The organism is Pseudomonas sp. SDI (assembly GCF_003105155.1).
Classification (GTDB): domain Bacteria; phylum Pseudomonadota; class Gammaproteobacteria; order Pseudomonadales; family Pseudomonadaceae; genus Aquipseudomonas.
The window spans coordinates 1-17,376 of sequence record NZ_QETK01000033.1 but is presented as its reverse complement, the minus strand read 5'-3'; the positions used below and the strand labels follow the sequence as shown (position 1 = coordinate 17,376).

The following is a 17,376-nucleotide window of genomic DNA, read 5'->3' as shown; positions in this document are numbered from 1 at the left end:
GTTGGCGGGCCCCGGGCCCGTCGTTTTCACCTTCCCGGAGGATTCCGTCATGGCCCAGTTCCAACCCGGTCACGTGCATATCGAGCGCACGGCACTGAACACCGCTGACCACAGCTACGACCTGAATATCGAATACGCAGTCGCCCAGGACCCGTCGAAAGGGCGTGGTATCGAATTCCACATGCACGGGAGCATCGAAGGCAAGACCGTCGAGGAAAAGTTCTTCCTGAGCAAGGAAGAGGTGCTGCCCAGTTTCCTCAGCATTGCCACGCGCAAGGCGCAGAGCTACCTGCCGTCGCCGAAGAAGTTCGAGAGCCTGGGCTCGGGGCACAAGCTCTACGACAAGATGTTCGAGGACATTCGCGAGAAGCTCGATGTGAAGTATGGCGATCCGGTCAAGCCTGAACATTTCGAGTAAGGCCTGAGCGCCGCTTCGCCGGCCTTGCCGGCGATTCGACCGCCAGGCGGGCGCAAGGCATACTGGCCGCCTCGGCCACCCCGGAACAAGTTCCCTCCACATGCGTATTCACGTCAGCTTCATCGACCGCGTCGGCATCACCCAGGAAGTATTGGCCCTGCTCGGCGCCCGTAACCTGAACCTGGACGCGGTGGAGATGGTGCCGCCCAACGTCTACATCGATGCCCCGACCCTGAGCCCCGAGGTACTCGAAGAACTCCACGACGCCCTGCTCAACGTGCACGGCGTGCAAACCGTGCGGGTCGTCGACATTCTCCCCGGCCAGCGCCGCCACCTGCAGCTCGACGCCCTGCTCGCCGCCATGAGCGACCCGGTACTGGCGCTCGACAGCGCCGGCCACGTGCTGTTGGCCAACCCGGCGCTGATCGCCCTGTACGGCGCCGAACCGGGCGGGCGCTCGGTGGCCGAACTGTTCGGCGATGCCGGGCTGCTGGAGAGCCTGATCGAAAACGGCTTCCACCTGCCGATGCGCGAAGTGCTACTCAACGGCCAGACCCTGCTGCTCGACGCCACCCCGATCACCAATGCCGGTGCCCTGCTGACCCTGTATCAGCCGAACCGCATCGGCGAGCGCCTGTCGGCCCTGCACCACGACCACGCCGAAGGCTTCGACGCGCTGCTCGGCGACTCGCCGCCGATCCGCACGCTCAAGGCCCGCGCCTTGCGGGTGGCGGCGCTGGACGCGCCATTACTGATTCATGGCGAAACCGGCACCGGCAAAGAGCTGGTGGCGCGCGCCTGTCATGCCATCAGCAGCCGCCACAGTGCACCGTTCCTGGCCTTGAACTGCGCCGCGTTGCCGGAAAACCTCGCCGAAAGCGAACTGTTCGGCTACGCCCCCGGCGCCTTCACCGGCGCCCAGCGCGGCGGCAAGCCGGGGCTGATGGAGCTGGCCAACCAGGGCACGGTGTTCCTCGACGAAATCGGCGAGATGTCGCCCTACCTGCAAGCCAAGCTGCTGCGTTTTCTCAACGACGGCAGCTTCCGCCGCGTTGGCGGCGACCGCGAAGTGAAGGTCAATGTGCGCATCCTCAGCGCCACCCACCGCGACCTTGAACGCATGGTCGCCGAGGGCAGCTTCCGCGAAGACCTGTTCTACCGGCTGAACGTGCTCAACCTGCAAGTGCCACCACTGCGCGAGCGCGGCCAGGACATCCTGATGCTGGCCCGCTACTTCATGCAGCAGGCCTGCACGCAGATCCAGCGCCCGCTCTGCCGGCTGGCGCCCGGCACCTACCCAGCGCTGCTCGGCAACCGCTGGCCGGGCAACGTGCGCCAACTGCAGAACGTGATCTTCCGCGCCGCCGCCATCTGCGAAAGCAGCCTGGTGGATATCGGCGACCTGGATATCGCCGGCACCTCGGTGGCCCGCGAGCACGACGGCGAAGTCGCCAGCCTCGAACAGGCGGTGGAGGATTTCGAGAAAACCCTGCTGGAAAAGCTCTACGCCAGCTACCCCTCGACCCGCCAGTTGGCCAGCCGGCTACAAACCTCGCACACCGCCATCGCCCACCGCCTGCGCAAGTACGGCATCCCTGGCAAGGTCTGAGAACGACACCCAGTGGACTGAAAACGCTACGGCGGAACGAATTCGATACAGCACAGTTTTGAGGCTGTGCTGCAAGGTTTTGATCCCCCACGGCTTTTTTTCGGCCGCTTGGGTGTAGCGATTTCATTACAGCGCAATAGCCAATCGGTCAGCAAAAAATCATAAGACATTGTTTTATATGATTTTTTACTAAATGGCCGCGAATTTGCTAAGGAAATCCTCAGTCCCTGGCGCGGCCCCGTAACCGCGCCCTACCGCATCCGGCCGTCTGCGGCGGCCACTGAGGAGTTCCCATGAGCGAGTTGCGTTATACCGAAGACCACGAATGGCTGCGTACCGAAGCTGATGGCAGCGTTACCGTCGGCATCACCGCCTTCGCCCAGAACGCCCTGGGTGACGTGGTCTATGTGCAACTGCCAGAACTGCAAAGCTACGAGCAAGGCACCGAAGCCTCCACCGTGGAATCGGTGAAAGCCGCCAGCGGCGTGTACATGCCGCTGACCGGTGAGGTGGTGGCCGTCAACGAGCAACTGAACGACAGCCCGGAGCTGGTCAACGAAGATCCGCTGGGCGAAGGCTGGTTCTTCCGCTTTATCCCGGCCAACGCCGGCGCCGTCGCGCAACTGCTCGACCAGGACGCCTACGACCGCCTGATCAAAGCCAACGCCGACGTCTGAGGAATCCGTTCATGACCATCAACCTCGGCACTGCCAACGAATTCATCGCCCGCCACATCGGCCCGCGCGAGGCCGACGAGCAGGCCATGCTCGCCACCCTCGGCTTCGACTCCCTCGACGCCATGAGCGCGGCGGTGATCCCCGACAGCATCAAGGGCACCAGCGTACTGGGCCTGGGCGAAGGGCAAAGCGAAGCCGATGCACTCGCCTCGCTCAAAGCCATCGCTGGCAACAACCAGCTGTTCAAGAGCTACATCGGCCAGGGCTACTACAACTGCCACACCCCGGCGCCGATCCTGCGCAACCTGCTGGAAAACCCGGCTTGGTACACCGCCTATACCCCCTATCAGCCAGAAATCTCCCAGGGCCGCCTGGAAGCGCTGCTGAACTTCCAGACCCTGATCAGCGACCTCAGCGGCCTGCCCATCGCCAACGCCTCGCTGCTCGACGAAGCCACCGCCGCCGCCGAAGCGATGACCTTCTGCAAGCGCCTGAGCAAGAATAAAGGCAGCCATGCGTTCTTTGCGTCGGTGCATTGCCACCCGCAAACCCTCGACGTGCTGCGTACCCGTGCCGAACCACTGGGCATCGAGGTCGTGGTCGGCGATGAGCGCGAGCTGAGCGACGTCGGCGCGTTCTTCGGCGCCCTGCTGCAATACCCGGCCAGCAATGGCCAGGTGTTCGACTACCGCGAACTGGTCGCGCGCTTCCACGCCGCCAACGCCCTGGTCGCGGTCGCCGCCGACCTGCTGGCCCTGACCCTGCTGACCCCACCGGGTGAATTCGGCGCCGACGTGGCCATCGGTAGCGCCCAGCGCTTTGGCGTGCCACTGGGCTTCGGTGGCCCGCACGCGGCCTACTTCGCTACCCGTGACGCGTTCAAGCGTGACATGCCGGGCCGCCTGGTCGGCGTGTCGATCGACCGCTTCGGCAAGACCGCGCTGCGTCTGGCCATGCAGACCCGCGAGCAACACATCCGCCGCGAGAAGGCCACCAGCAACATTTGCACCGCGCAGGTACTGCTGGCCAACATCGCCAGCATGTACGCCGTGTACCACGGCCCGCAGGGCCTGAAGCAAATCGCCGAACGCACCCACCACCTCACCGCGATTCTGGCCAGCGGCCTGAAAGCCCTGGGCGTGACGGTTGAAGGCGAGGCGTTCTTCGATACCTTGACCCTGAACACTGGCGCCAACACCGCCGCCGTGCACGCCAAGGCCCGCAGCCAACAACTGAACCTGCGCCAGATCGACGCGCAGCGCCTGGGCCTGTCGCTCGACGAAACCAGCCGTCCGGCCGACGTCGAGGCGCTGTGGGCACTGTTTGCCAACGGCCACGCCAGCCCGAACTTCGCCGCCCTTGCTGCATCCGTCGAGTCGCGCCTGCCAGCTACCCTGCTGCGCCAGTCGGCAATTCTCGAACACCCGGTGTTCAACCGCTACCACAGCGAAACCGAGCTGATGCGCTACCTGCGCAAACTGGCCGACAAGGACCTGGCACTCGACCGCACCATGATCCCGCTGGGCTCGTGCACCATGAAGCTTAACGCTGCCAGCGAAATGATCCCGGTGACCTGGGCCGAGTTCGGCAACCTGCACCCATTCGCCCCCGCCGAACAGAGCCAGGGCTACCAGCAACTGACCGACGAACTGGAGGCCATGCTCTGCGCCGCCACCGGCTACGACGCCGTGTCGCTGCAGCCGAACGCCGGCTCCCAGGGTGAGTACGCCGGCCTGCTGGCGATCCGTGCCTATCACCAGAGCCGTGGCGATGCACGCCGCGACATCTGCCTGATCCCGTCCTCGGCGCACGGCACCAACCCGGCGACCGCGCACATGGCCGGCATGCGCGTGGTAGTGACCGCCTGTGACGCCCGTGGCAACGTCGACATCGACGACCTGCGCGCCAAGGCCATCGAGCACCGCGAGCAACTGGCCGCCCTGATGATCACCTACCCGTCGACCCACGGCGTGTTCGAAGAAGCCATCGGCGAGATCTGCGCGATCATCCACGACAACGGCGGCCAGGTGTACATCGACGGCGCCAACATGAACGCCATGGTCGGCCTGTGCGCTCCGGGCAAGTTCGGCGGCGACGTGTCCCACCTGAACCTGCACAAGACCTTCTGCATTCCACACGGCGGTGGCGGTCCGGGCGTCGGCCCGATCGGCGTCAAGTCACACCTGGCGCCGTTCCTGCCGGGGCATGCGCACCTGGAGCAGAAACAGGGCGCGGTGTGCGCCGCGCCATTCGGTAGCGCGAGCATCCTGCCGATCACCTGGATGTACATCCGCATGATGGGCGGCGCCGGCCTCACGCGTGCTTCGCAGATGGCGATCCTCAATGCCAACTACATCGCCCGCCGCCTGGAAGAGCACTATCCTGTGTTGTACACCGGCAGCAATGGCCTGGTTGCCCATGAGTGCATCCTCGACCTGCGCCCGATCAAGGACAGCAGCGGTATCAGCGTCGACGACGTGGCCAAGCGCCTGATCGACTTCGGCTTCCACGCCCCGACCATGTCCTTCCCGGTGGCCGGCACCTTGATGATCGAGCCGACCGAAAGCGAGTCCAAGGAAGAGCTCGACCGCTTCATCAACGCCATGATCTGCATTCGCGAAGAGATTCGCGCGGTCGAGAACGGCAGCCTGGACAAGGACGACAACCCGCTGAAGAACGCCCCGCACACGGCGGCGGAACTGGCCGGCGAGTGGCCACATGGCTACAGCCGCGAACAGGCGGTGTACCCGCTGGCATCGCTGGTGGAAAGCAAGTACTGGCCGCCGGTCGGGCGTGTCGACAACGTGTTTGGCGACCGCAACCTGGTGTGCGCTTGCCCGTCGATCGAGAGCTACCAGGACGCTTGAGCCCGGCGTTATGGGCCTATCGCGGGACGAGCCCGCTCCCACAGAATCACCGATACCGCTGTGGGAGCGGCGGTGCGGCGACCCGACTCGTCCCGCGATGCCGACAACCCAACTCACGAGGGTACGACCATGTCACTGAGCGTCTTCGACCTGTTCAAGATCGGCATCGGCCCCTCCAGTTCCCATACCGTCGGCCCGATGCGGGCCGCGGCGCGGTTCGCCGAGGGTTTGCGCCGCGACGCGCTACTGGCCAGCACGGCCAGCGTCAGGGTCGAGCTGTATGGCTCGCTCGGCGCCACCGGCAAGGGTCACGGCAGCGACAAGGCGGTGCTGCTCGGTCTGGAAGGCGAGCACCCGGACAGCGTCGACACCGACAGCATCCCGGCCCGCCTTGCCAGCATCCGCAGCAGCGGCAGTCTCTCCCTGCTCGGCGAACACCCCATCGCCTTCAACGAAAAGCTGCACCTGGCGATGATTCGCAAACCGTTGGCCTTTCACCCCAACGGTATGATCTTCCGCGCCTTCGATAGCGCCGGCCTGCAAATCCGCAGCCGCGAGTACTACTCGGTCGGCGGTGGTTTTGTGGTCGACGAAGATGCCGCCGGTGCCGACCGCATCGTCGAGGACAGCACCGTGCTGCCCTACCCGTTCAAGACCGCCAAGCAACTGCTGGCCCATTGCAGCACGCACCACCTGTCGATCAGCCAGGTGATGCTCGCCAACGAAACGGCCTGGCGCCCGGAAAGCGAAACCCGCAGCGGCTTGCTGAAGATCTGGCAAGTCATGCAGGACTGCGTCGCCGCCGGCTGTCGCAACGAAGGCATTCTGCCCGGTGGCCTGAAGGTCAAGCGGCGGGCCGCCGCCCTGCACCGCCAGCTCTGCCAGCACCCGGAGGCCAGCCTGCGCGACGCCCTCTCGGTGCTCGACTGGGTCAACCTCTACGCGCTGGCCGTGAACGAAGAAAACGCCTTCGGCGGGCGCGTGGTCACCGCACCGACCAACGGTGCGGCGGGTATCGTGCCAGCAGTGCTGCACTACTACATGCGCTTCATCGGCGGTGCCAACGAAGACGGCGTGGTGCGCTTTCTGCTCACCGCCGCCGCGATCGGCATCCTCTACAAGGAAAACGCCTCGATTTCCGGCGCCGAAGTCGGCTGTCAGGGCGAGGTCGGCGTGGCCTGCTCGATGGCCGCCGGAGCCCTGTGCGAAGTGCTCGGCGGCAGCGTACAGCAGGTCGAAAACGCCGCCGAAATCGGTATGGAACACAACCTCGGCCTGACCTGCGACCCGATCGGCGGGTTGGTCCAGGTGCCCTGCATCGAGCGCAACGCCATGGGCTCGGTCAAGGCCATCAATGCCGTGCGCATGGCCCTGCGCGGCGATGGCCAGCACTTCGTCTCGCTCGACAAAGTGATCCGCACCATGCGCCAGACTGGCGCCGACATGAAAAGCAAATACAAGGAGACCGCCCGTGGCGGTCTGGCCGTCAACATCATCGAATGCTGACCCTCCCTCAGCCCCTAGGAGTCATCAATGTCCACCGAAACACTGCAGCAAACCCCACTGCATGCCCTGCACCTGGAACTCGGCGCGCGCATGGTGCCGTTCGCCGGCTATGACATGCCGGTCCAGTACCCGCTGGGGGTGATGAAAGAACACCTGCATACCCGTGAACAGGCCGGCCTGTTCGACGTGTCGCACATGGGCCAGATCCGCCTGAGTGGCGCCAACGCAGCCAAGGCCCTGGAAACCCTGGTGCCGGTCGATATCGTCGACCTGCCGGTGGGCATGCAACGCTACGCCATGTTCACCAACGCGCAGGGCGGCATCCTCGATGACCTGATGGTCGCCAACCTGGGCAACGACGAATTGTTCCTGGTGGTCAACGCGGCCTGCAAGGACCAGGACCTGGCCCATCTGCGCCAGCAGATCGGCGACCAGTGCGAGATCCAGCCGTTGTTCGCCGAGCGCGCCCTACTCGCCCTGCAAGGCCCGGCCGCCGTTAGCGTACTGGCCCGCCTGGCACCCGAGGTGGCGAAGATGACCTTCATGCAGTTCGCCCCTGTGCGACTGCTGGGGCATGACTGCTTCGTCAGCCGCTCGGGTTACACCGGCGAAGACGGCTTCGAAATTTCCGTTCCGGCCGACGCCGCCGAAGCACTGGCCCGCCGCCTGTTGGCCGAGCCGGAGGTCGCCGCCATCGGCCTCGGCGCGCGCGACTCGCTGCGCCTGGAAGCCGGCCTGTGCCTGTATGGGCATGACATGAACAGCGCGACCACCCCGATCGAAGCCAGCCTGCTCTGGGCAATCTCCAAAGTCCGCCGCGCCGACGGTGCACGCGCCGGTGGCTTCCCAGGCGCGCAGCGAGTGTTCGAACAACAACAAAGTGGTGTTGCGCGCAAACGTGTGGGCCTGTTGCCACAAGAACGCACGCCGGTCCGGGAAGACGCCGAGATTGTGGATAACGACGGCATAGTTATCGGAAAAGTCTGCAGTGGCGGCTTTGGTCCGACACTCGCCGGCCCGGTTGCAATGGGTTATCTCGATACGGCGCACACTGCACTGGATACACCAGTTTGGGCGATTGTTCGAGGTAAACGGGTGGCCATGAAAGTGAGCAAGATGCCGTTTGTGCCGCAGCGTTACTACCGCGGTTGATACCGCGTGCAGTGAAGCCGGAAACAAAGTGTCATGACGCGTTCGGGATATTCGTTTTCGAACGCGTTTTATAACAATCGAACATGCCAGAAATCGGCGCCGTAACGGCCCTGAAAAATTTCTGCAAAAGGTCGCTAAAAGGCACAGAACCAGCGGTCTGCGGGGCTTGTTTTTTTCGCGAGAGTTAGCGTAGAGTCACTGCACTGTGTTTGCATGGGTCGCTATGGTTCGTGACCTGGGCAGTAGCGCTGAGATTGCTACAACCCGTTCGACGTCTCTTACTTTCCTGCAACCCAGCCCAGTACTCTTTCATTTGGAAGAAACTGTTACTAATTCTAAGTTTCAAAGGAAATAAGACAATGTCCCAACGTCAGAGCGGTACCGTCAAGTGGTTTAACGACGAGAAAGGTTTTGGCTTCATCACTCCTGAAAGCGGTCCGGATCTGTTCGTACACTTCCGCGCTATTCAAGGCAACGGCTTCAAGAGCCTGAAAGAAGGCCAGAAAGTGACTTTCGTCGCTGTGCAGGGCCAAAAAGGCATGCAAGCTGACGAAGTTCAAGCCGAAGGCTGATCTTCATCAACAAAAGAGCCTCTGCTGGTAACAGCAGAGGCTTTTTTGTGCCTGCGATTCCGTAGAATGGGCGTTTTTGCGCAAGGAGCCGTTCCGTATGCCCAAGCAATTATTGCAGCCGCAGGGTGAGTTTCCGGTGGCCGGCCTGGGTCGTCGCCTGGCCGCGATGTTTTATGACTTCCTGCTGTGTGTGGCGCTGCTGATGGTGACCACGCTGGTGTACAAGATGGTGCAACTGGCGATTCTCGGCGAGGCGCGGATGAAAACGTTGACCGAGGCCGGGGCGCTGGATGGCGATCCGCTGTTGTCGACGATTCTGCTGTTTATGCTGTTCGGGTTCTTTGCCAAGTTCTGGACCCATGGCGGGCAGACGCTGGGTATGCAGGTGTGGGGCGTGCGGGTACAGAACACCGATGGCTCGGCGATCAGCCTGTGGCAGGCGCTGTTGAGGTTTGTGGTGTCGATAGGCTCATGGTTGTGCTTGGGGTTGGGGTTCCTCTGGGTGCTGGTGGATAAGCGTAAGCGCAGCTGGCATGACATTTACTCGGAGACGCAGCTGGTGCGGATTCCCAAACCTAAGAAGTAATGGCCGCACGTTCCAAACGCCCACAAAAAAGCCGACCCTACGGTCGGCTCTTTGCACGTCAGCGCAACCTACCCCGCCCGACGCAACAACCAAACCCCGGCCAATGCACAGATCGCCGCTGGCAGCACCACCGCCAACAGTGGTGGGAAGCCGAACACCTGGCTTGATGGCCCAAGCAGATCCTGTGCAATGCGGAACACAAACCCAACCAGCACACCGGTAAACACTCGTTGCCCCAGCGTCACCGAACGCAACGGCCCGAAGATGAACGACACCGCCATCAACACCAGCGCCGCCGTCACCATCGGCTGCAGCACCTTGGTCCAGAACGCCAGCCAGTAGCGGGCATTGTTCAGCCCCTGGTCGGACAGGTAGTGGATGTAATCCCACAGCCCGGTGATCGACAGCGACTCCGGTGCCAACACCACGGTGTTGAGCAGCTCCGGGGTCAACGCCACATCCCAGCGCTCTTGCGGGTTGTTGATGACCTCGGTGTGATCGCCACGGAAATGCGTGGTGGTCACATCGGTCAGCTCCCAATGCCCTTCCACATACTGCGCACGTCGAGCAAAACTCGAGGTCTGCATGTGCCGCTCGTTGTCGAAGCGATAGCGCGTCACACCCAGTAGCAAACCATTCGGTTGCACAGTGTTGATGTGCACGAACTCTTCACCCTGGCGGTGCCACAGGCCACGCTTGGAGCTTTGCGCGTCGCCACTGCCCTGCGCCAGCGAACGGTCGGCCTGGGCCTTGTTCTCGGTGACCGGGGCGAGGTACTCGCCGATCAGCACGCCGGCCAGCATCAGCACCAGCATCGGCTTCATCACCGCCCAGACGATACGCCCGATCGACACACCGGCCGCCCGCATGATGGTCAGCTCGCTGTTGCTCGCCAGGCTGCCCAGGCCGATCAGACAGCCGATCAGTGCCGCCATCGGCAGCATGTCATAGAGCCGCCGCGGCGCGGTCAGCAGGACGAAGTTACCCGCATCCCACAGGGTGTAGCTGTCGCTGATGTCGCTCATCTCGTCGATGAAGGCGAACAAGGAAGCCAGGCCAAGAATGATCCCCAGCACGGCAAGAATGGCCATGAACACGCTCTGGCCGATGTAGCGGTCGAGCTTAGCCATGGGCCACCTCCAGACGCCGGCTGGCCAGCTTCAGGCGCAGCGGCTCCCAGTACATCAGGCCCAGGCCGATCACCAGGAACAGGCCATGCACCGACCACAGGCCAAGGGCGATCGGCATCTTGCCTTTCTCCAGGGCGCCACGGGCGGCAATCAGAATCGTCAGGTAAGCCATATACAGAAGGATCGCCGGCAGCAGCTTGAGGAAACGGCCCTGGCGCGGATTGACCCGCGACAGCGGCACCGCCATCAGGGTCACGATGAAGACCAGCAGCGGCAACGACAGGCGCCATTGCAGCTCGGCGCGCTCGCGCAGCCCGTCGTGAGCGAACAGCTCGGACGTCGGGATCGCTTCGCGCTCGGTGACTTCGGCGCTGACTTCCGGCTTGGGCAACAACACCCCATAGGTGTCGTACTTGATCGCCCGGTAGTCGGCCTGGCCTGGGTTACCGTCGTAGCGATAGCCATTTTCCAGAATCAGGTAGCGGTTGCCGTCGGCCTGCACCTCCTGCCGCCCCTTTTCGGCCACCAGCACGGAAATGCCACGGTCCTTGGACTTGTCGGTAGACAGGCGCTTCTCGCTGATGAACACCCCGCCCAGCTTCGAACGGTCATCCGACAACTGCTCGGTGTAGGTCACCCGCGAACCGTCGCGCAGGTTCTGGAAGCGACCCGGCACCAAGGTGTCGAACTCGGTCAGGGCATCCTGCTGGTTGATGATCTGCGCCACCCGTGCCACGCCCTGTGGAGCCAGGCTCAGGCTCAACCACGCCACCAGCAGGGCGACCAGCAGGGCCGGCGCCATGGTCATGGCAAGCAGGCGCTGCTGGCTCATGCCGGTGGCCGAGAGCACCGTCATCTCGCTTTCGAGATAAAGCCGCCCATAGGCCAGCAGGATGCCGAGGAACAGCCCCAGCGGCAGGATCAGTTGCAGGAAGCCCGGCAGACGGAAACCCATGATCATGAACAGCACGCCCGGATCGAGCATGCCCTGGGCCGCCTGGGCCAGGTATTTGATGAAGCGCCCGCTCATGATGATCACCAGCAGCACAGCGCTGACGGCGCTCAAGGTCAGCAGGACCTCGCGGGACAAATAACGGAAGACGATCAAACCAGACACTCCTGGGTTGTCAGGCTCAGACAGCCGAACAAGGAAAACGTTGCAACCATGATAGTTGCCGGCTCGCACAGCGGACCCGGACAAAAGTCGGCGCATTATCCTGTGATTGACCGTGCCTGTCACTTGGCGTGGCGCAATGCTTCATCACGGGGTTGTCAGCGCAGCCAAAGCAGGCTCAAACTGGCGGCTTTATCTTTCGCGCGCCGACGCGCAAACATCCGCCTGAAACGCCTGCAACGACAGCGCGTGAAGACAGTTCATTCGGGGACCCTGACATGGAATTGGTTGTAAAAAGCGTAGCCGCAGCATCCTTGAAAACCGCCACTCTGGTCGTGCCTGTCGGCGAAGGGCGCAAACTGGGTAACACCGCCAAGGCCATCGACGAGGCCACGGCCGGTGCCCTGAGCGCCGTGCTCAAGCGCGGCGACCTGGCCGGCAAGGTTGGCCAGACCCTGCTACTGCAAGGCCTGCCAGGCCTGAAGGCCGAGCGCGTGCTGTTGGTGGGCGTCGGCAAGGAAGACAGCCTCGGCGACCGCAACTGGCGCAAAGTGATCAACAGCGTGCTGACCGTGCTCAAGGGCCTGGCCGGGAGCGACGCGAGCCTGGCGCTGGACGACATCGCCGTCAGCGGCCGTGACGCCCACTACGGCAAAACCCGCCTGCTGGCCGAAACCCTGCTCGACGGCGAATACGTCTTCGACCTCTACAAGAGCCAGAAAGTCGAGCCACGGGCGCTGAAAAAGATCACCCTGCTGGTCGAGAAAACCGGCCAGGCCGAGGTCGAGCGGGCGGTCAAACACGCCACTGCTATCGCCGCCGGCATGCGTTTCACCCGTGACCTGGGCAACCAGCCGCCGAACATCTGCCACCCAAGCTACCTGGCCGAACAGGCCAAGGGCCTGGGCAAGGCCTACAAGGCCCTGAAAGTCGAAGTGCTCGACGAGAAGAAGATCAAGGACCTGGGCATGGGCGCGTTCTACGCCGTCGGCCAGGGCAGCGACCAGCCGCCACGGCTGATCGTCATGCAATACCAGGGCGGCAAGAAGAGCGAGAAGCCGTTCGTGCTGGTTGGCAAGGGCATCACCTTCGATACCGGCGGCATCAGCCTCAAGCCGGGCGCCGGCATGGATGAAATGAAGTACGACATGGGCGGCGCCGCCAGTGTCTTCGGCACCCTGCGGGCAGTACTCGATCTGCAACTGCCGATCAACCTGGTGTGCCTGCTGGCCTGTGCCGAGAACATGCCGAGCGGCGGCGCAACCCGTCCGGGCGATATCGTCACCACCATGAGCGGGCAAACGGTAGAGATCCTCAATACCGACGCCGAAGGCCGCTTGGTGTTGTGCGACACCCTGACCTACGCCGAGCGCTTCAAGCCGCAGGCAGTGATCGACATCGCCACCCTGACCGGCGCCTGCATCGTTGCCCTGGGCAGCCACACTTCCGGCCTGATGGGTAACAACGACGACCTGATCGACCAACTGCTCGACGCCGGCAAGCGTGCCGACGACCGCGCCTGGCAACTGCCGCTGTTCGATGAGTACCAGGAGCAGTTGGATAGCCCGTTCGCCGACATCGCCAACATCGGTGGGCCGAAAGCCGGCTCGATCACCGCTGGTTGCTTCCTCTCGCGCTTTGCCAAGGCCTACCACTGGGCCCACCTGGACATCGCCGGCACGGCCTGGAACAGCGGCGGCAAGGACAAGGGCGCCACTGGCCGCCCGGTGCCGCTGCTGACCCAGTACCTGCTCGATCGCGCCAACGCCTGAGACGAGCGCTGCCGGCTGCACCTGCGGGTGTAGCCGGCCGGCACGACCATCATGAGCAAAGTCGACTTCTATATTCTGCCCAGCCCCGCGCCCGCCGCGCGGCTGGATTTTGCCTGCAAACTCTGCGAAAAGGCCTGGCGCCTGGGGCATCGGGTGTACCTGAACTGCAGCGATGCGGCGCAGCGCGACGAACTCGATGCGCGGCTCTGGGCCTTCAAGGGCGAGGCCTTCGTGCCGCACAGCCCTGCCGAGGACGATGCCGAGGCTGCGGTGGCACTGGGTATCGGCGAGGATGCCGGCAACCATTCGGACCTGCTGGTCAACCTGGACCTCAAGGTGCCAGCCTTTGCCGGGCGTTTTGCCCGAATTGCCGAAATCGTGGTCGAAGAGCCCGCGATTCGTCAGGCGGCCCGGGAGAGTTTCCGTTTCTACCGCGAACAGGGCTATGCTCTGCAAGATCACCGCTTACAGCGACTCTGACGACGATGGACAAACCTGCAAACCCTAAATCCGCGCACCTGCTGGACGACCTTGAGTCGATCCGCCAACTGCTCGGTGACGATACCCTGGAACCACCAATGCTTACCGATACGGTGCTGACGGAGCCGGTCGACGAACAGATTCCGCTGCTGCTGGAGCCGGTCGACGTTGCGCCGCCGGCAGCCCCGAAAGCAGCGCCCGAACGCGACCCGCAAACCCGCCGTCAGGACACCCTGCTGCACCTGGACAGCGAGTTGCGCGCCGCTGCGCAGTTGATCATGCAGGATGTGATCAACGACTTTACCCCGCATATCGAAACCGAGATCAAGCGCCGCCTGGATGCGCGGCTTGAGCGGTTGTTGAACCCGTAAACCTGCTGCGGCCTCATCGCGGGACAAGCCCGCTCCCACAAAGGCAATTCAGTACCGGTGGAAGCGGGCTTGTCCCGCGATGAGACCAAAACGCCGAAAACCTGCCTTTCTACCTCCCCACCATCACCTCACGCTACGCCCCGCGCCTTATCCCCGTTATACTGCTCGGCTTTCCCGAATTAATGCCATAGGGTCCCGCCGCGCATGGATAAGACCTACCAGCCGCACGCTATTGAAACTTCCTGGTACAACACCTGGGAGTCCGAGAATTATTTCGCCCCGCAAGGTGCGGGCGAGTCGTACACCATCATGATCCCGCCGCCGAACGTCACCGGCAGCCTGCACATGGGGCACGGCTTCAACAACGCGATCATGGACGCCCTGATCCGTTTCCGTCGCATGCAAGGCCGCAACACCCTGTGGCAGCCAGGTACCGACCACGCCGGTATCGCCACACAAATGTTGGTCGAGCGCCAGCTCGAAGCCAAAGGCCAGAGCCGCCACGACCTCGGCCGCGAGAAGTTCCTGGATAAAGTCTGGGAATGGAAAGAGCAATCCGGTGGCAACATCAGCCGGCAGATCCGCCGCCTGGGCTCCTCGGTAGACTGGAGCCGCGAACGCTTCACCATGGACGACGGCCTGTCCGACGCGGTCAAGGAAGCCTTCGTGCGCCTGCATGAAGACGGCCTGATCTACCGCGGCAAACGCCTGGTCAACTGGGACACCAAGCTGCACACGGCGATCTCCGACCTCGAAGTGGAAAACCACGACGAGAAGGGCCACCTGTGGAACCTGCGCTACCCGCTGGCCGACGGCGCCAAGACCGCCGAAGGCAAGGACTACCTGGTCGTTGCCACCACCCGGCCGGAAACCATGCTCGGCGACGCCGCCGTCGCGGTCAACCCGAACGACGAACGCTACCAGGCGCTGATCGGCAAATTTGTCGAGCTGCCGCTGGTTGGCCGGCGCATCCCGATCATCGCCGACGACTACTGCGACCCGGCATTCGGCACTGGCTGCGTGAAAATCACCCCAGCCCACGACTTCAACGACTACGAAGTCGGCAAGCGCCACAACCTGCCACTGCTGAACATCTTCGACAAGAACGCCTTCGTGCTGCCAGCGGCCCAGGTGTTCAACCTCGACGGCAGCGTCAACGACAGCATCGACGCCCGCCTGCCAGCACAATACGCCGGCCTGGATCGCTTCGTTGCGCGTAAGCAGATCGTGGCCGACTTCGATGCCGCCGGCCTGCTGGTCAGCGTCGACGACCATGCCCTGAAAGTGCCGAAAGGCGACCGCTCCGGCACCGTCATCGAGCCATGGCTGACCGACCAGTGGTACGTGTCGACCAAACCGCTGGCCGAGCCGGCCATTGCCGCTGTCGAAGACGGTCGCATCCAGTTCGTGCCCAAGCAGTACGAAAACATGTATTTCTCCTGGATGCGCGATATCCAGGACTGGTGCATCAGCCGCCAGCTGTGGTGGGGCCACCGGATCCCGGCCTGGTACGACGAGTCCGGCAAGGTCTACGTCGGCCGTAGCGAGGAAGAAGTCCGCGCCAAGCACAACCTGGGGGCCGACGTGGTCCTGAACCAGGACAACGATGTGCTCGACACCTGGTTCAGTTCGGGCCTGTGGACCTTCTCCACCCTGGGCTGGCCGCAGCAGACCGAATTCCTCAAGACCTTCCACTCCACCGACGTGCTGGTGACCGGTTTCGACATCATCTTCTTCTGGGTTGCCCGGATGATCATGTTGACCATGCACCTGGTGAAGAACGAGGACGGTACCCCGCAGGTGCCATTCAAGACGGTCTACGTGCATGGCCTGGTCCGCGACGGCCAGGGCCAGAAGATGTCCAAGTCCAAGGGCAACGTGCTCGACCCGCTGGACATCGTCGACGGCATCACCCTGGACGAACTGCTGGAAAAACGCACCAGCGGCATGATGCAACCGAAGCTGGCCGAGAAGATCGCCAAGCAGACCCGCGCCGAGTTCCCGGAAGGCATCGCCAGCTACGGCACCGACGCCCTGCGCTTCACCTTCTGCTCGCTGGCCTCCACTGGTCGCGACATCAAGTTCGACATGGGCCGCGTCGAAGGCTACCGGAACTTCTGCAACAAGATCTGGAACGCCGCGCGCTACGTGCTCGACAAGGGTGAAGACTGCGGCCAGAACGGCGAAGACTACGAGCTGTCGCTGGCCGACCGCTGGATCATCTCGCAGTTGCAACGCACCGAAACCGAGGTGACCCGTCAGCTCGAGCAGTTCCGCTTCGACCTGGCGGCGCAGGCGCTGTACGAATTCATCTGGAACCAGTACTGCGACTGGTACCTGGAACTGTCCAAGCCTGTGCTGTGGGACGAGAACGCCCCGGTCGAACGCGCCCGCGGCACCCGTCGCACCCTGGTGCGCGTGCTGGAAGTGGCCCTGCGCCTGGCGCACCCGTTCATGCCGTTCATCACCGAAGAGATCTGGCAGCGCCTGGCGCCGCTGGCCGGTGCCGAAGGCAAGACCATCATGCTGCAGCCGTGGCCCGTGGCCAACGACAGCCGCATCGATGCGGCGGCCGAAGGCGACATCGAGTGGCTGAAAGAGCTGATGCTCGGCGTGCGCAACATCCGCGGCGAGATGAACATCGGCCCGGGCAAGCCGCTGCAACTGTTCCTGAAGAACGCCAGTGCCGAAGACCAGCGTCGCCTGCAGGAAAACGAAGCGCTGCTGAAAAAGCTGGCGAAGATCGAATCCTTCACCGTGCTCGGCGAACAGGACGAGGCGCCACTCAGCGCCACCGCCCTGGTTGGCGACCTGCAGGTGCTGGTGCCGATGGCCGGGTTGATCGACAAGGACGCCGAGCTTGCGCGCCTGAACAAGGAAATCCAGCGTCTGCAGGGCGAAGTCCAGCGCGTTGGCGGCAAGCTGTCGAATCCGGCGTTCGTTGACAAGGCACCGCCTGCGGTGATCGACAAGGAGCGCGCGAAGCTGGCCGAAGCCGAACAGGCCCTGGCCAACTTCACCGAGCAGCATGCGCGGATCGCCAGCTTGTAACACACGCTGACTTCAGCGACGCCATCGCGGGACGAGCCCGCTCCCACAGGGTTAACCTTCCCCCCTGTGGG

14 protein-coding genes are annotated in these 17,376 nt (G+C 63.4%); 12 read left to right on the top strand and 2 right to left on the bottom strand.

The annotated features are described in order from the left end of the window. Window positions 1-49: 49 nt before the first annotated feature. From DCO48_RS19245 to DCO48_RS19210, 8 genes are all read left to right on the top strand, one after another. Window positions 50-418 carry a DUF5064 family protein gene (locus DCO48_RS19245; protein ID WP_116552194.1) on the top strand — a complete coding sequence of 123 codons (369 nt, stop codon included), beginning with the start codon at window positions 50-52 and terminating at the stop codon, window positions 416-418. Window positions 419-518: 100 nt separating this feature from the next. After that, window positions 519-2,027, top strand: coding sequence for a sigma-54-dependent transcriptional regulator (locus tag DCO48_RS19240; RefSeq protein WP_116552193.1), 1,509 nt, complete (start codon window positions 519-521; stop codon window positions 2,025-2,027). 293 nt (window positions 2,028-2,320) lie between these two features. After that, the gene (gene gcvH / locus DCO48_RS19235; protein WP_116552192.1) at window positions 2,321-2,704 is read left to right on the top strand and encodes a glycine cleavage system protein GcvH; all 384 of its coding nucleotides are present in this window, start codon (window positions 2,321-2,323) and stop codon (window positions 2,702-2,704) included. An 11-nt stretch (window positions 2,705-2,715) separates the two neighbouring features. Continuing rightward, window positions 2,716-5,571, top strand: coding sequence for an aminomethyl-transferring glycine dehydrogenase (gene gcvP / locus DCO48_RS19230; protein ID WP_116552191.1), 2,856 nt, complete (start codon window positions 2,716-2,718; stop codon window positions 5,569-5,571). A gap of 129 nt (window positions 5,572-5,700) precedes the next feature. After that, window positions 5,701-7,077 (top strand): L-serine ammonia-lyase, encoded by a 1,377-nt coding sequence (locus DCO48_RS19225; RefSeq protein ID WP_116552190.1) that lies wholly within the window; start codon window positions 5,701-5,703, stop codon window positions 7,075-7,077. 27 nt (window positions 7,078-7,104) lie between these two features. Further along, a complete protein-coding gene (gene gcvT, locus DCO48_RS19220; RefSeq protein WP_116552189.1) occupies window positions 7,105-8,229 on the top strand; it encodes a glycine cleavage system aminomethyltransferase GcvT in 1,125 nt (374 codons plus the stop codon). Window positions 8,230-8,588: 359 nt separating this feature from the next. Beyond that, the gene (locus DCO48_RS19215; protein ID WP_007934683.1) at window positions 8,589-8,801 is read left to right on the top strand and encodes a cold-shock protein; all 213 of its coding nucleotides are present in this window, start codon (window positions 8,589-8,591) and stop codon (window positions 8,799-8,801) included. Between the two features lie 97 nt (window positions 8,802-8,898). Further along, window positions 8,899-9,387 carry an RDD family protein gene (locus DCO48_RS19210; RefSeq protein WP_116552188.1) on the top strand — a complete coding sequence of 163 codons (489 nt, stop codon included), beginning with the start codon at window positions 8,899-8,901 and terminating at the stop codon, window positions 9,385-9,387. A 68-nt stretch (window positions 9,388-9,455) separates the two neighbouring features. Here the strand turns inward: DCO48_RS19210 and lptG are convergent, their stop codons facing one another. Further along, window positions 9,456-10,517 (bottom strand): LPS export ABC transporter permease LptG, encoded by a 1,062-nt coding sequence (gene lptG / locus DCO48_RS19205; protein WP_116552187.1) that lies wholly within the window; start codon window positions 10,515-10,517, stop codon window positions 9,456-9,458. Further along, complete coding sequence (lptF, locus tag DCO48_RS19200; protein WP_116552186.1) at window positions 10,510-11,625, bottom strand: LPS export ABC transporter permease LptF; 1,116 nt, start codon at window positions 11,623-11,625, stop codon at window positions 10,510-10,512. Before lptF ends, lptG begins: the two co-directional genes overlap by 8 nt. Window positions 11,626-11,909: 284 nt before the next feature. Here lptF and DCO48_RS19195 point away from each other — a divergent pair, with 284 nt between their 5' ends. From DCO48_RS19195 to DCO48_RS19180, 4 genes are all read left to right on the top strand, one after another. Continuing rightward, on the top strand, window positions 11,910-13,403 hold the full coding sequence (locus tag DCO48_RS19195) for a leucyl aminopeptidase (RefSeq protein WP_116552185.1): 1,494 nt from the start codon (window positions 11,910-11,912) through the stop codon (window positions 13,401-13,403). Between the two features lie 51 nt (window positions 13,404-13,454). After that, the gene (locus tag DCO48_RS19190; RefSeq protein ID WP_116552184.1) at window positions 13,455-13,883 is read left to right on the top strand and encodes a DNA polymerase III subunit chi; all 429 of its coding nucleotides are present in this window, start codon (window positions 13,455-13,457) and stop codon (window positions 13,881-13,883) included. A gap of 5 nt (window positions 13,884-13,888) precedes the next feature. After that, window positions 13,889-14,254, top strand: coding sequence for a DNA polymerase III subunit chi (locus DCO48_RS19185; protein ID WP_116552183.1), 366 nt, complete (start codon window positions 13,889-13,891; stop codon window positions 14,252-14,254). Between the two features lie 204 nt (window positions 14,255-14,458). Beyond that, entirely contained in the window at window positions 14,459-17,305 is a 2,847-nt protein-coding gene (locus tag DCO48_RS19180; protein WP_116552182.1) for a valine--tRNA ligase, read from the top strand. Window positions 17,306-17,376 lie beyond the last annotated feature (71 nt).

What these genes read in the sequence shown, in the direction of transcription:
- gcvP (WP_116552191.1), top strand. Translation starts at nt 2,716, where the DNA reads ATGACCATCAACCTCGGCACTGCCAACGAATTCATCGCCCGCCACATC.
- lptG (WP_116552187.1), bottom strand. Translation starts at nt 10,517, where the DNA reads ATGGCTAAGCTCGACCGCTACATCGGCCAGAGCGTGTTCATGGCCATT.
- DCO48_RS19190 (WP_116552184.1), top strand. Translation starts at nt 13,455, where the DNA reads ATGAGCAAAGTCGACTTCTATATTCTGCCCAGCCCCGCGCCCGCCGCG.
- DCO48_RS19240 (WP_116552193.1), top strand. Translation starts at nt 519, where the DNA reads ATGCGTATTCACGTCAGCTTCATCGACCGCGTCGGCATCACCCAGGAA.
- DCO48_RS19185 (WP_116552183.1), top strand. Translation starts at nt 13,889, where the DNA reads ATGGACAAACCTGCAAACCCTAAATCCGCGCACCTGCTGGACGACCTT.
- gcvT (WP_116552189.1), top strand. Translation starts at nt 7,105, where the DNA reads ATGTCCACCGAAACACTGCAGCAAACCCCACTGCATGCCCTGCACCTG.
- gcvH (WP_116552192.1), top strand. Translation starts at nt 2,321, where the DNA reads ATGAGCGAGTTGCGTTATACCGAAGACCACGAATGGCTGCGTACCGAA.
- DCO48_RS19215 (WP_007934683.1), top strand. Translation starts at nt 8,589, where the DNA reads ATGTCCCAACGTCAGAGCGGTACCGTCAAGTGGTTTAACGACGAGAAA.
- DCO48_RS19245 (WP_116552194.1), top strand. Translation starts at nt 50, where the DNA reads ATGGCCCAGTTCCAACCCGGTCACGTGCATATCGAGCGCACGGCACTG.
- DCO48_RS19195 (WP_116552185.1), top strand. Translation starts at nt 11,910, where the DNA reads ATGGAATTGGTTGTAAAAAGCGTAGCCGCAGCATCCTTGAAAACCGCC.
- DCO48_RS19210 (WP_116552188.1), top strand. Translation starts at nt 8,899, where the DNA reads ATGCCCAAGCAATTATTGCAGCCGCAGGGTGAGTTTCCGGTGGCCGGC.
- DCO48_RS19225 (WP_116552190.1), top strand. Translation starts at nt 5,701, where the DNA reads ATGTCACTGAGCGTCTTCGACCTGTTCAAGATCGGCATCGGCCCCTCC.
- DCO48_RS19180 (WP_116552182.1), top strand. Translation starts at nt 14,459, where the DNA reads ATGGATAAGACCTACCAGCCGCACGCTATTGAAACTTCCTGGTACAAC.